This window comes from Amycolatopsis sulphurea (genome assembly GCF_002564045.1).
Taxonomy (GTDB): Bacteria; Actinomycetota; Actinomycetes; order Mycobacteriales; family Pseudonocardiaceae; genus Amycolatopsis; species Amycolatopsis sulphurea.
On the sequence record NZ_PDJK01000002.1, the window covers coordinates 2,516,037 to 2,529,282 of the forward strand.

12 protein-coding genes and 1 pseudogene are annotated in these 13,246 nt (G+C 69.0%); 4 read left to right on the top strand and 9 right to left on the bottom strand.

Annotated elements, in window-relative coordinates; translation table 11 throughout:
- Positions 1-175: 175 nt before the first annotated feature.
- The 6 genes and pseudogenes from ATK36_RS17865 to ATK36_RS17885 form a co-directional block, all read right to left on the bottom strand.
- Entirely contained in the window at positions 176-424 is a 249-nt protein-coding gene (locus ATK36_RS17865; protein WP_342752032.1) for a hypothetical protein, read from the bottom strand.
- Positions 425-595: 171 nt separating this feature from the next.
- A complete protein-coding gene (locus ATK36_RS34715) occupies positions 596-730 on the bottom strand; it encodes a hypothetical protein (protein WP_425427391.1) in 135 nt (44 codons plus the stop codon).
- Between the two features lie 100 nt (positions 731-830).
- On the bottom strand, positions 831-1,034 hold the full coding sequence (locus ATK36_RS34720; RefSeq protein ID WP_425427392.1) for a metal-dependent hydrolase: 204 nt from the start codon (positions 1,032-1,034) through the stop codon (positions 831-833).
- A 200-nt stretch (positions 1,035-1,234) separates the two neighbouring features.
- Positions 1,235-2,704, bottom strand: a complete 1,470-nt coding sequence (locus tag ATK36_RS17875) for a flavin-containing monooxygenase (protein ID WP_098512595.1) — start codon at positions 2,702-2,704, stop codon at positions 1,235-1,237.
- Between the two features lie 83 nt (positions 2,705-2,787).
- Positions 2,788-3,261, bottom strand: a complete 474-nt coding sequence (locus tag ATK36_RS17880; protein ID WP_098512596.1) for a pyridoxamine 5'-phosphate oxidase family protein — start codon at positions 3,259-3,261, stop codon at positions 2,788-2,790.
- An 87-nt stretch (positions 3,262-3,348) separates the two neighbouring features.
- A pseudogene (locus tag ATK36_RS17885) lies at positions 3,349-4,070 on the bottom strand (SDR family NAD(P)-dependent oxidoreductase).
- A gap of 95 nt (positions 4,071-4,165) precedes the next feature.
- On the opposite strand from ATK36_RS17885, the gene fbaA reads away from it, so the two are divergent.
- Positions 4,166-5,197 (top strand): class II fructose-bisphosphate aldolase, encoded by a 1,032-nt coding sequence (fbaA, locus tag ATK36_RS17890; RefSeq protein ID WP_098512597.1) that lies wholly within the window; start codon positions 4,166-4,168, stop codon positions 5,195-5,197.
- 74 nt (positions 5,198-5,271) lie between these two features.
- Here the strand turns inward: fbaA and ATK36_RS17895 are convergent, their stop codons facing one another.
- On the bottom strand, positions 5,272-6,429 hold the full coding sequence (locus ATK36_RS17895; protein WP_425427393.1) for a hypothetical protein: 1,158 nt from the start codon (positions 6,427-6,429) through the stop codon (positions 5,272-5,274).
- Positions 6,430-6,627: 198 nt separating this feature from the next.
- Between ATK36_RS17895 and ATK36_RS17900 the strand changes: the two genes are divergently transcribed.
- Positions 6,628-7,038, top strand: a complete 411-nt coding sequence (locus tag ATK36_RS17900) for a DUF3151 domain-containing protein (protein ID WP_098512599.1) — start codon at positions 6,628-6,630, stop codon at positions 7,036-7,038.
- 90 nt (positions 7,039-7,128) lie between these two features.
- A complete protein-coding gene (locus ATK36_RS17905) occupies positions 7,129-8,016 on the top strand; it encodes a helix-turn-helix domain-containing protein (protein WP_098512600.1) in 888 nt (295 codons plus the stop codon).
- A 203-nt stretch (positions 8,017-8,219) separates the two neighbouring features.
- Here ATK36_RS17905 and ATK36_RS17910 read toward each other — a convergent pair whose 3' ends face one another.
- Together ATK36_RS17910 and ATK36_RS17915 are read right to left on the bottom strand one after the other, a co-directional pair.
- Positions 8,220-9,518, bottom strand: a complete 1,299-nt coding sequence (locus tag ATK36_RS17910; protein WP_170069788.1) for a GGDEF domain-containing protein — start codon at positions 9,516-9,518, stop codon at positions 8,220-8,222.
- Between the two features lie 253 nt (positions 9,519-9,771).
- Positions 9,772-11,031, bottom strand: a complete 1,260-nt coding sequence (locus tag ATK36_RS17915; protein WP_098512602.1) for an MFS transporter — start codon at positions 11,029-11,031, stop codon at positions 9,772-9,774.
- Between the two features lie 308 nt (positions 11,032-11,339).
- Between ATK36_RS17915 and ATK36_RS17920 the strand changes: the two genes are divergently transcribed.
- Positions 11,340-13,238 (top strand): FAD/NAD(P)-binding protein, encoded by a 1,899-nt coding sequence (locus ATK36_RS17920; RefSeq protein ID WP_245914871.1) that lies wholly within the window; start codon positions 11,340-11,342, stop codon positions 13,236-13,238.
- The last annotated feature ends 8 nt before the right edge of the window (positions 13,239-13,246 follow it).

A 13,246-nucleotide genomic window follows, 5' to 3' on the forward strand; every position in this document is an offset into this window, starting at 1 on the left:
CCTGACAAAGCCCTATCAGAGTCCGTGAAGGGCCCCTTCACGGACCTTCACGGACCTCCGCGGTCGGCGCAGGGCCTCCTCGCGGACTTTGCCGGCACCCTGGCGATCCGGGAGTAAGAACGATCTTTCTGGTTGCCGCACCGTGAATATTGCCGAACCGCGCCCGAAGGCAGCGTCAGGTCGAGGTGTGCGCCGGGGCGCCAGATCGGCAGCGCATTGCCGTCCGGAGGCTCACCACGTCGTCGGCCTCCGCGCGCACGGCGTCGACGACTAGCTGCAGCCGTCGGTCCACTGCGTGTACCGGTGGGCGCCCGGAAAACCCGGCCACTCGCCGATACGCCGCGCCGACAGCGACCAAAGTGGACAGCAGCAGGTCCGTCCGCTCGCTGCCGTCGAGCCGCGCCGGAAAGCGCGGACCGGTCATGGCCGGGCGTCGGCGGCGCGGGCCGCCGGTGAACTCGGCCTGGTCGGTGTACCCGGTTTCGGTGGGGTGATAGGACTTCCGGAAGTACGGCCGGATCGCCCGCGCCCGCGGGCCGGGCAGCAGGCCATGGCGGGACGCCCGCAGGTACGCCCGCCAAGTAGGCCGGCCCGGTCAGTTCGGATCGCGGTGCATCAGATGGCGCGTCCCGCGGACGAAGATCCAGGCTGGCACCGGAGTCACCGCGGCCATGCTGCGCACCCGCCGGAAGTACCGGCCGTCGATGTGGCAGAACAGGTCGAACGCCACCGAACGGTGCTCCCTCCGTGCCGGCGCACAGATCGAGCATGGTCGGGCCCGCGTCGTCGAGTGGGCCCGCGTCCAGGATCCACTGTCCGAGAAACGCCGTCTAGTGCTCGATCGCGGCGACCACGGCGAGCCGTTCGATCAGCCATTCCCGGCCGGCTCCGCGGCGATTCCCGAGCAGCCGCCGGAAGATCCACTCCATCTGCGCGACGAACGGGCGCACCGGCAGCCCGGCGTTCTCCAGATGTTCGGCGGCACCGTCGTGCGCCTGCGCGTGCATGGCCTCCTGGCCGATGAAGCCGAGCACGTCCTCCTTGAGCCGTCCCGGGTCAGCGGGACGGCCTGTTTGAACACCTCGACGAACCAGCGTTCGCCCTCGGGCAGCGCCAGATGCAGCACGTTGATGCTGGGCGTGGCCTGCGGCTGCCCGGAATCCAGTGCATCGGCACCGCGACCAGTCGAACTCGACGTCACGGGGGTGCAGCACCAATTGCTCGGGCTCGGTGGTCACGACCGGCCGCTCAGCTCGTAGTCGCTCGGCTCGACCCGGCGCGTCTGCAGCCAGTACCGCCAGGTGAACCCCGGCCAGGTGACACGGTTGACGCCCTTCGCGTCGAGATACCAGCTCTTGCAGCCGCCTTGTGTCCACACGCTCTTGGCCAGCTTGCCCTGGAGGTGTTCCTGGAACCGCTCCTGCACCGATTCGCGCACGTCGAGCGCCTCGGCACCGCGGGAATCGGCCAGCCGGATCGCGTCCACCACGTACCGGGCCTGCGCTTCGATCATGAAGATCACCGAGGTGTGCCCGACCGCGGTGTTCGGGCCGAGCAGGAAGAACAGGTTCGGGAACCCGGAGACGGTGATCCCCTTGTGCGTCTGCGCGCCTTCGGTGGCCCACGACTTCGCCAGATCGCGCCCGTCCACCCCGGTGATGTCGAGGTAGTCCAGCGCGTCGGTCACCTTGAATCCGGTGCCGTAGATGATCGCGTCGGCCTCGTGTTCCACGCCCGCGCCGTCGACCACGCTGTGTGCGCGGACCTCGGCGACTCCGTCGGTGATCACGTCCACGTTCGGCCGATCGAGTGCCGGGAAGTAGTCGTTGGACAGCAGTACCCGCTTGCAGCCCATCGTGTAGTCCGGGGTGACCTTGCGACGCAGCTCGGGATCCTTGATGCCACGGGCGATGTGCCGCCGGGCGCCCACTTGCGCGGCCTGCATGATCCACGAGGGGCCGGTGAAAGCGAGCGCGCGGGCCTCCCGTGACCAGTACAGCGCACCGCGGTAGAGCCGCTGGGCGCCCGGCACCTGCCGGAACACCCGCCTGGTCCAGGCCGGCATCGGGTAGTCGGGTTTGGGCAGCAGCCACGGCGGGGTGCGCTGGAACAGCTTCAGTTCGGCGACCTCGGGGGCGATCTGCGGCACGAACTGCACGGCGCTCGCCCCGGTGCCGACCACCGCGACCTTCTTGCCGGTCAGCTCGAACTCGTGGTTCCACTGGGCGGAATGCCAGGCCTGGCCCTGGAAGCTCGCGATCCCCGGCAGCTGCGGGATCTGCGGGATGTGCAGCCCGCCGACTCCGGAGACCAGGAACTGTGCGGAGAACTCCTGGCCGCCCTTGGTCTCCACGGTCCAGCGGCGGGCGCCGGCGTCCCAGTGCGCGCCGGTGATCTCCACGCCGAACCGGATCCGCTCGCGCAGCCGGTGGGAGTCCGCGACGCGCTTGAGGTACTCGAAGATCTCCTGCTGCGGGGAGAACGACCGGCTCCACTCCGGGTTCTGCGCGAAGGAGAACGAGTAGATGTGCGATTGCACGTCGCAGGCGCATCCGGGGTAGGAGTTGTCCCGCCAGGTGCCGCCCACCTCGCCGGCCTTCTCCAGGATCAGGTAGTCCCGGATGCCCGCCTTCTCGAGCTGGATCGCCTGGCCCAGCCCGGAGAACCCGGTGCCCACGATCACGACCTTGACCTGCTCGGTCATCTCCTCGGCCTCCGCTGCGGTGGTGGTCTGGCGAGGGTTGATGTTACCCAAGGTAACAGCTACTTAGAAGTACTACCTACTGATCAGTAGACTCCGGCCAGCTTGCGGTGGTCCCAGCTGGTGAGCTTCGTCGGACGGAAGATCAGGCCGATCCGTTTCGGGGCCTGGCCTGCGACGAAGGCCTCAAGCTCCGGGGCAGGCCGCGCGCCCGGCTCGGCGCCGGAGTAGCGCTGCATGAGCGTGATGCCCATCCGGGTGACTACCGGGGTGTCATCGATGAGTTCGACGGCTGCTTCGAACGAGACGCCGCACAGCTGCTCGTACGACTCGCCGCTTTCGACCAGCACGGTCGCCTCGGGGAGTCGCCGCAGGTTCTTCGCCTTCTGAGAGCTGCCGTACGTCCACGTCGCGACGCCGCCCTCGTACGGGTAGTACCAGAGCGGTGCCAGGTGTGGCCTGCCCTTCGGGCCGATCGACGCGACGTTGATGACCTTCTGCTCGGCGAGATAGGCCTGCACCTCGTCCGGCGTCATCCGGATCTGGTCGCGACGGGACATGCGCGCTCCTTCAGTGCTGCTTCGTGGCAGCGCGCCCTCCGTGGCCGTTGACCGCGGACTCGAACGCGCCGCGTTCTTCGATGTCCTTCAGCGCGTCCCGATCCGCCGAGGGCACCCGAGACCGTGAGCAGAACTCGATGATCGGAGGCAGGAACGCGCGCGCAGTAGCTTAAGTCCGCCGACCCAGCGAGGTACATGGATCGTCCGTGCGCGCTTGAGAATCCCGGCTTCGAGGTAGTCGAGCGCCACGGCCGCCGGGTAGGTTTTGCCGGTCAGTCCCGGCATCGACGCGCGAAGCTTGCCGAAGACCGGGTGTGTGTCGGCGCTTTCGACCAGGTCGGTGCGGATCCACGTCGGGTGCGCGACGCCGACCCGGACGCCGAAATGGGGCCACCTCCGCGCGGAGGCTGTTGGAGAACGCTCGACGCCCGCTTTGGCCGCGGTGTAGTTCGCGATGCCGGGCGCGTGCGCGATCGCGGCCAGCGACGAGATCGCGAGCAGGTAACCCGGCGTTCGATGACGTACGGGAGGGTGACGCGAAAGGTGCGCCATACGCCGAGCAGGTCGACCTCGATCACCTTCTCGAAGGCCGCCCGGTCCGCTGAGCGCACGAAACCCACCGTGGCGATGCCTGCGTTCGCGATGACGATGTCGATGCCGCCGAAGTGCTCGACGACGTCGGCGGTGGCCGTTTCGAGGGCGTTCCAGCTGGTCACGTCGGCTTCCCAGGAATGGGCGGCCAAGATGCCTACTTGAAAGTAGGTATCGGGATGCGGGCGCTGATCCGCCGCGGCGCTGAATCGTTCCACCTGGTCCGGCCAGGGTGTGCGGGAGGACTACCTCGGCCGATCGTGTCCACCTCGTACGATGCGGCTACAGCAGCAGTCGTCCCGAGGAGGAACCGATGCCCATCGCCACCCCCGAGGTCTACGCGGAGATGCTCGACCGGGCGAAGGCGAACGAATTCGCCTACCCGGCCATCAACGTGACCTCGTCGGAAACCGTGAACGCCGCGATCCGCGGGTTCGCCGAGGCGGAAAGCGACGGGATCATCCAGTTCTCCACCGGCGGCGCGGAGTTCGCGTCCGGGCAGAAGGTGAAGGACATGGTCACCGGCGCGACCGCGCTGGCCGAGTTCGCCCAGGTCGTGGCCGCGAAGTACGACGTCAACGTCGCCTTGCACACCGACCACTGCCCGAAGGACAAGCTGGACGGCTTCGTCCGCCCGCTGATCGAGATCTCCGCCGAGCGCGTGCGGGGTGGCGGCCTGCCGCTGTTCCAGTCGCACATGTGGGACGGCTCGGCGATCGACCTGGACGAGAACCTGCAGATCGCGCAGGAGCTGCTGGCCAAGACCGCGGCGGCGAACATCATCCTCGAGGTCGAGATCGGCGTGGTCGGCGGCGAGGAGGACGGCGTCGAGGCGGAGATCAACGAGAAGCTCTACACCGCCGAAGGCGACTTCCTCAAGACCATCGACGCGCTCGGCGCCGGCGAGAAGGGCCGCTACCTGCTGGCGGCGACCTTCGGGAACGTGCACGGCGTTTACAAGCCGGGCAACGTGAAGCTGCGCCCGGACGTGCTCAAGGGCGGCCAGGAAGCCGCGGCGAAGAAGCTCGGCCTCGAGGCCGGCGCCAAGCCGTTCGAGCTGGTCTTCCACGGCGGTTCCGGCTCCCTGCCGGAGGAAATCCGCGAAGCCGTGACCTACGGCGTGGTGAAGATGAACGTCGACACCGACACCCAGTACGCCTTCACCCGCCCGATCGCCGACCACTTCTTCAAGAACTACGACGGCGTCCTGAAGGTCGACGGCGAGGTCGGCAACAAGAAGGTCTACGACCCGCGCTCGTACCTCAAGGCCGCCGAGGCCGGCATGGCCGCGCGCGTCGTCGAAGCGACCCAGGCGCTGGGCTCGGCGGGCAACAAGCTCCGCTGATCCACGCCGGACCGTTCTACCCCGGAGGCTGTGAAGGGGCCCTTCACGGACTCAGAGTCCGTGAAGGGCCCCCTTCACAGCGCGTGTATTCGTTGTGCCCACCAGGTCTTCGCGGGTTGGGTCAGTGCCCACAGCGCGAACAGCCCCGCTGCCGTCACCGCGGCCGTCCAGTACGCCGCCGGGGGCGCCGATTCCGTCTGGCTGTCGCCAAGCAGTAACGGGCGCAGTTGGGATTGCAACCAGAACGCGCCGTATCCCAAGGCAGTCACCAAAATCGCGCCGGACAACGCTGGACGCGGGGTTCGGTACGCCAGGTCCACGGCCAATCCGACGGCCAGCAGGTAGAACGGCACAGTGGACACCGGGAAGTTCAGCCCGAGCAGCAGCGGCCACATCACGCACCGGTAGGCGACGTACGCCGCGGTCACGATGAGAGCGGTCCAACGTAGACCGACGGTGCGGCGGGCCAGTGCGAGGATCAACGCGGACACCCCGACGCCCCACACGAGATAGACCCAGTCCGGAATCGGCATGGTGAAGTGCATGACCGCGGCGCGGTCCACCGGGTGGCCGATCTGTTGGGCGGCAAAGGAAAGAAGGGTCGGTTCGGCCTCCGGGGTGCCGCGTTCCCAGGAACGCAGGCCGAGGATGCCGTACTCCTGCTGGCCATTCGGGAAAAAGGTGTTCTCCAGGAAGAACGCCCACAGCGCGAGCAGCACACCGGTGCGGAAGCGGCCCGGCGGGGACAGCCGCAGCCAGCCCAGCAGCACCCCGGCCTGCATGATGCCGGTGCCCAGGTACAGCATCATGTGCGACGGGCTCCACGCGGTCAGGTCGAGGCCGTTGACCCGGTGGTTGATCACGTCCAGCGGCGCGGCGATCAGGAATACCGCAAGCCCGGCCTGCATCAGCCGCAGGGAGCCGCGGTCACAGCCGAGGCCGGTGTAGCTGTGGATGGCCACCAGCACCACGATGATCACCGTGCCAACGGTGTTGATCAGGTGCGGCGGGGCCAGATCGTCGCGCAGCCAGCGGAAATGCCAGGACATGTCCCACGACGAACCGAGCAGCTTGAACACGAACGCGGTCAGCCACATCCCGTAGCAGAACCGCAGCGCCCACGCGGGGGTCGGCTGACCGGGCGCGCCACGGTGCCAGTGCCGGGCGAAGAAGAGCCGGGTCCTGCCCACCGGTCCACGCGAGATGGCTTCGGCCGTGTCATCAACTGCCATGCCGGTCATCCTGCCGTATCCGGTTCATCCCTCCGGGTGGCGGAGTTGCCTTCGGTATCCCGTTCGGGGCAAGGTGTCGGCCCATGATGCCGAAACGGGTCGTCGCCGCCGTGCTCATCGCCGCCCTCGTGCTGGCCGGTGGAGGCCTGCTCAGCAGCCTGTTCCTCTGACCCCGCGGTGCGTGGGCAGAATGGCGGTATGACGCACAATCTGCTGGGCCCCGAACCGACGCTGCTGCCCGAGCACACCGCCGCGCAAGCGGCGCTCGACGCGGGCACGGACCCGTCGGCCGTCGCGGCCGAACACCCCGACTACAGCGAGGCCTGGGCGGTCCTCGCCGAGCGCGCGCTGGCCGACGGCGAGACCGTCGCCGCGTACGCCTACGCCCGTACCGGTTATCACCGCGGGCTCGACCAGTTGCGTCGCGCGGGCTGGAAGGGCTTCGGCCCGGTGCCCTGGGCGCACCGTCCGAACCAGGGTTTCCTGCGCGCGCTCGCGGTGCTCGGCACCGCGGCCGGGCGGATCGGCGAGACCGAGGAATACGAGCGCTGCAAGACCTTCCTCGCCGAATCCGATCCGGCGGCGGCGGAGGCGACCGGCCTGAAGTGAGGTGCGCGCCGGGGTTCCGCGGAGCCCCGGCGCCCCACCATCGGGTGATCACCGAGGTGTTTACGGCTGGAGACACCTATAGATCACCACATGCGAGGCACGGCCATGCTCACCCCCCGGATCCGCACACTGGGCGCAGCCCTGCGGAACGCTCGGGTCGAAGCCCATTTCGGCGTCCGCGAACTGGCCCGGCGGGTCGGCGCGAACCCGGCACTGCTGTCCAACTGGGAACTCGGCCAGCGGGTCCCCGGGATCGAGGACGTCGCCGGGATTCTCGGCGCGCTCGGGGTAGTCGGTGAGCACAAACAACGAATCCTGTACTTGGCCCGCGGCACTGCCGATCCCGGCTGGATCACGCTCGGCAGGCAAGCCGCACCGGACCACATGGCGGGCCTGCTCGCCTGTGAGCGGGCGGCCACTTCGCTCGTGGAGTGGCAGCCGCTGCTGGTGCCGGGACTGCTGCAGATCCCGGACTACGCCCGCGCGCTGTTCCTCGCCGAGGGGCTCTCGCGCGAGGTCGCCGAACGGCAGGCGGACGCGCGGATCGCCCGCCGCCCGCTGGTGGTCGGTCCGCTGGCCATTCCGTTCGAGGTGCTGCTCGGCGAGGCGGCACTGGGCAATCCGGTCGGCGGCACCGAGACGATGGCCCGGCAGCTGCGGTTCATCGCCGATCTCGCGGCCACGTCGGCGAAACTGCGCGTCCGCGTGGTCCGGATCAGCTCCGGTGCGCATCCGGGACTCGGCGGGCAGTTCAGCCTCTACGGCATGCGCTCGGCGGACCCGATCGTCTACTTCGAGCACTACAGCTCGGGCGCGTTCGTCCTGGACGCGGGCGACGTGGGCACCTACCGCGACGTGATCGGCCAGATCCGGGATACCGCGTTGAGCCCGGCCGATTCGGTGACCTTCATCGAGCAGCTGGCCGCGGAATTCCGAGCAGCCTCCCGCCCACCCTCCGGCCCTGACCTCCCTTCCTGATCAGTTCCCCCCCGTGCGCCGGACCGGTTTCGGGTCCGTGAAGGGGCCCTTCACGGACTCAGAGTCTGTGAAGGGCCCCTTCACAGACCTGCACACCGACTTCCCCCCTGGTGCGTGCTTGAAGGCCGTGCTGGTGGGGAGAAGGCCCGGCCGGCCGGGGGAGGGAGCCGGCCGGGCCGAGCCAGTCAGGCGCCTCAGACGCCTCAGACGCCGACGAGTTCCGGCAGGGCCGGCGTCGCGCCGATCCCGGCCGGGCGAGACGCGGCGGGCACCCCGCCCGTCGCCTTCGCGGGCGAGCCGACCACGCGGTTACGCCCCTCGTTCTTCGCCACGTACACCGCGGCATCCGCGGCTGCCATCACTTCTTCGATGTTCCCGCCGTCGAGCGGGAAGGCGGCGACGCCGATCGACGCGGTGCGCCGTTCGATGGCCACCGCTTCGCCCTCGTTGGTATGGGTCGGGATCACCAGCTCGCTGATCCGCTGCCGGATCCGCTCCGCGGTCAGGATCGCGTCCTCTTTGGACGTTGCGGGCAGCAGGGCGACGAACTCCTCGCCGCCGAACCGGCCGACCAGGTCGTGTGCCCGGGTCTCCTGCTTCACGACCGCCGCGACCGCCTTCAGCACGTCGTCCCCGGCGAGGTGGCCGTAGGTGTCGTTGATGTGCTTGAAGTGGTCGAGATCGATCATCAGCGCGCCGAAGCTGCCCTGCTCGCGCTGCGCGCGCGAGATCTCCCGCTGCGCGCCGTCCTGCCAGGTGGTGGCGTTGAGCAGCTGCGTCTTCTGGTCCGTGGTCGCCAGTTCCTCCAGCCGCTTGATCAGCACCGACCGCTGCAGCACGTACAGCGGCAGGATGACCAGCCCCGACAGCAGCGGCTGCTGGGTGATCACCATGGTCAGCAGGCCGCCGACGCACAGAATCGCGGCTTCCAGGACGTTGTCGTCGATGCCGCCGAGGCAGTGCGCGGGCGTGGCCGTTTTCGGCGCCGCCAGGTAGAGGCCGAGGCCGGTGAGCACGGTGTTCACCACGAAGTAGCCGAACGCAGCGGCAACAATCGTCGACACGCCCTGCCCACCGGCGAGTTCGGCGGCCAGCGTGGCGCCGAAACCGGACAGGATCATCGTCGTCGCGTTCGCGACGACCCGATGCCCCTCCCCGGGCCGGGTCCCGTTCCAGCTGCGGAACGCGAGGTAGAGGTAGATCACCACCCCCAGCGCGGCGACCAGCTGTGGCGGCGTGAGCAGGGCCGCCGGCAGCAGCCACACCGACGTCACGGTGATGTGCGGGCCGTGGCTGAGCATCCGGCGCTGCCGCTCGATCTGCCGGGTCACCTCGGTCTGCGCCACGGCCAGCCCGGCGAGCAGGCCGAAGGTGCCCAGCTCGGGCAGCGTGACCGGCACCAGCACGGTACTCAGGACGGTCAACGTGACCGCGGCGGTCAGGCTGGTCAGTGTGACCGCGACCCACGGCCGGGGCCGGGTCCACAGTGTCCAGCCGCGCATCGTTTCAATCGGATTACGGCGAGATCGTTCCCCCGATGTGAGCATTTTTCCCCCAGGTCCTTGCTTACTTGTCCGGTGACAAGCTCCTCACACACAGTTTCAGTCCATTTGCAGCCTGTCCACAAGGGGCTTTGGTGTGTACATTTTTCCCGAATACGCCGGATGAAGGGTGACCAGCGATGCGCAGCAAGGAACAGTGACCGCGTAGCAGCACCGCAAGGTCGCGCAGGTCAGAGCCCACGCGCAGAACTTGTCATGCAGGTTCGGCGCGTGCGGCTTCCTGCTCCCGCTCGTCCGCGGCCGGTTCCCGGCCCGCCCGCCGCCACATGATCGACAGCGGAATCGTTATCAAGAGCCCGGCCAGTCCGAAAATACCCACAGTGGTCTGTGCGGTGAACTGATCGGCCAGTACTCCGCCGATCAGGGGAACCACGCCCATGGTGGTGGTCAGTCCGGTATTCGACAGCCCCATCGTCTGCGCCCGCGTCTCGTCCGGCACCGCGACGGTCAGCGAGGCGGTCGCCTGCAGCAGTGCGATCGTGCCGAACCCGCCGGAGATCACGAACAGCACCAGCGAGGCCACCGGACCCGGCTGGAAGAAGCAGATCAGCAGCGGGATCGCGGCGAGCGCGGTCATCGGGCCGATCAGCCGCGGCCGCAGGCCGGCGGGTACCCAGCGGGTGTAGGCGAAGGTGAACAGCACGCTGCCCACCGGATCGGCGGCGAGCAGCAGGCCGATCATGGTGGAGCCGCCCCCGGCGGAGGAGACGTACGGCGCGGCGATTCCCTCGTACACTGGGAGCAGTCCGGCCAGCCAGGTGAACAGCATCAGCGGCCGCAGCGCAGCGGTCGAGAACGCGATCCGTCCGCCGGAGCTGAGCGAGGAGAGGAACGGCTTGCGCTGGTTCCCGCTCGCCGCGGCCGGGCGGTCCTTCAGGCCGAATCGCAGGAACAGCGCGGAAAGAACGAACGTCCCGGCGTCGAGCACCAGCGCCAGCCGAGGGTCCAGCGCCATCAGCAGCGCGCCGCCGCCGGCGAACCCGAGCAGCTGCGCCGACTGCACGGTCATGCTGCGGATGCCCATGCCGACCACGAACCGGTCGCCCGGCAGCACCTGGGGCAGCAGCGCCAGCTGGGAGGCCTTGAACGGCGGGTTCAGCAGGGAGACGCAGCCGACCAGGACGCACAGCGTCCACAACGGCAGCCCGGGGATGGCGACCAGTGCGGTCAGCGCCGCGCGGGCCAGATCGACGGTGACCATCACGGTGCGCCGCGGGAACCGGTCGGCGAGCCCGGTGAGGAAGATCCCGCCGAACAGCGACGGGAAGAAGGTGAGCGCGTAGGTGAGCCCGGTCAGCGTGGCTGATCCGGTGTTCGCGTAGACGAGCACGGACAGCGCGACCCTGGCCAGCTGGTCCCCGGCGATGGACAGCAGTTCGCCGAACCACATGGCACGGAACTCGGCGACCCCGAACACCTCTCGGAACGTGACGCGTTCCGGTCCTGCCGTCATACCTGTACTCCCCGCTCCGGGTGCGGACCGTGCCGTGCCAGGGGCGACGATAGTTCCCCCTGGTTACAGTGTGATCACACGTGGTGAGCCGTCCGCCGCGATGGTTCGTGACGGTTGGTGATTCTCCAGGTTGGTTCGCCGGACTCCATCAGGTCACCGCAGGTTCTCCGGGTATCCAGACGATAGCGCTCCGCACTCGGAGGATCCTCGCGTCCGCGCCGCTGTGCCCCATGCCACATCCGGATGGCCGCCGTCCGCAGAGTGGAACGTCGCCCGTGTGGGCGGTTCGCGCGCGTAGTTTCAGCCGCGTGACCGACCCTGTGACGTTCACGCTCGCCATCGTGGGCGCCGGGCCCCGTGGGGTCGGCGTCCTGGAACGGCTGTCCGCCAACGCCGCCGAACTGCTCGGCGGCGGGCGGCTGGTGGTGCACCTGATCGATCCGTTTCCGGCGGGTCCCGGCCGGGTGTGGCGGTACGCGCAGTCACCGTTGCTGCGGATGAATTCGATGCCCGAAGACGTCACCGTGTTCACCGACGACTCGGTCCGGATGGCCGGTCCGGTCCGGTCCGGACCGTCGCTGATCGAATGGGTCCGGCGGGTGCGTTCCGGCGAATCGGTGCATTCGGTGCCCGCGGATCTGCGTACCGAACTGGAAACGTTGACCAGCACGGACTTCCCCACTCGCCGGCTGCAGAGCCGGTACCTGGAGTGGTTCTACCGCGAGGTGCTCGACGGTCTCCCGCCCGGGATCGAGGTGGTCGAGCACCGGGCGACGGCGACCGGGCTCGACGGCGGTGAACGCGAGTCCGTCCGGCTTTCCGACGGCACGGTGGTCGCCGCCGACGCCGTGGTGCTGACCGTCGGGCACCTGGACGCGCTGCCGGACCGCGCCGAGCGCGAGCTGGCCGAGTTCGCCGGACGGCACGGGCTGGCCTACTACCCGGCGGGCTACACCGCCGATGTCGACTACTCGGGCGTGCCGGCCGGCGAATCGGTGCTGGTACGCGGTTTCGGTCTGGCCTTTGTGGATCTCATGCTGCTGCTGACCGAGGGCCGCGGCGGCCGGTTCTCCCGCCGTCCGGGTGGCGGGCTGCGGTATCACCCGAGCGGCGCGGAACCGGTCCTGCACGTCGGTTCTCGCCGCGGGGTGCCCTATCACGCGAAGACCGGGTATCGGCTGCGCGGGAAACCGTTGCAGCTGCCCAGATTCTTCGATCAGTACGCGATCACCGAGCTGACCGCACGCCCCGGTCCGCTCGACTTCCACGCGGACGTGTGGCCGCTGATCGCCAAGGAACTCGCCTGGGCGTACTACACCGAGCTGTTCACCGGCCACCCCGATCGCGTGCGCGCCGATTTCGCGGTGTTCGCCGACGCGTTCGCCGGGCTGCGCTGGGGAACGTCCGAAATGGACAGTCTGATCGCAGGAGCGGTACCTGCCGAAGCTGATCGGCTCGACCTGGCGAAGCTGGACCGTCCGTTCGCCGGGCAGCGGTATGCCTGCATGGAGGAGTTCGGGAAGGCCCTGCGGGAGTATGTGGAAGACGATCTCGTCCGCCGTGGCGACGGGTACTACAGCGCCGATCTGGGTGCGTTCATGGCGTTGTTGTCCGTGATCGGCCAGCTGCCTGCGCTGTTGGCGACCGGGCGGCTCACGGCCGCTTCGCAGGTCAGCGGGCTGGACGGCTGGTTCCACGGGTTCTTTTCCTTCTACGCCAGCGGTCCGCCGCCGCGCCGGCTGGAGGAGTTGCTCGCGCTCGCGGACGCCGGGATCGTGTCGTTCCTCGGCGCCGACGTGCAGTTGACCGCCGACGAGGAGGCCGCGGTGTTCGTCGCGACCAGCGGCAGCCATCCGGACGCGGTCAGTGCGCGCACGCTGATCGAGGCACGGCTGCCGGAGGCGAGCGTACCGCGGGTTTCCGACCCCCTGCTGCGGAATCTGCGGGATACCGGAGCGTTGGTGGAGGAACAGGTGCCGGACTCGGCCGGGGATCCGTTGCCCTCCGGCCGCATCGCCACCACGCTGGACGACTTCCGCGTGCATACCGCGGACGGCGCGGCGCATCCCCGCCGGTTCGCGCTCGGGCCGCACACCAGCGCGCGGTCCGCGGGCGCGTTCACCCGGCCACGGACGAACGCGCTCCCGTTTCGGCAGAACGACGCGCTGGCAAGGGAAATCCTGCGGATGGCGCGAGAGGATCACTGACGGCCGCG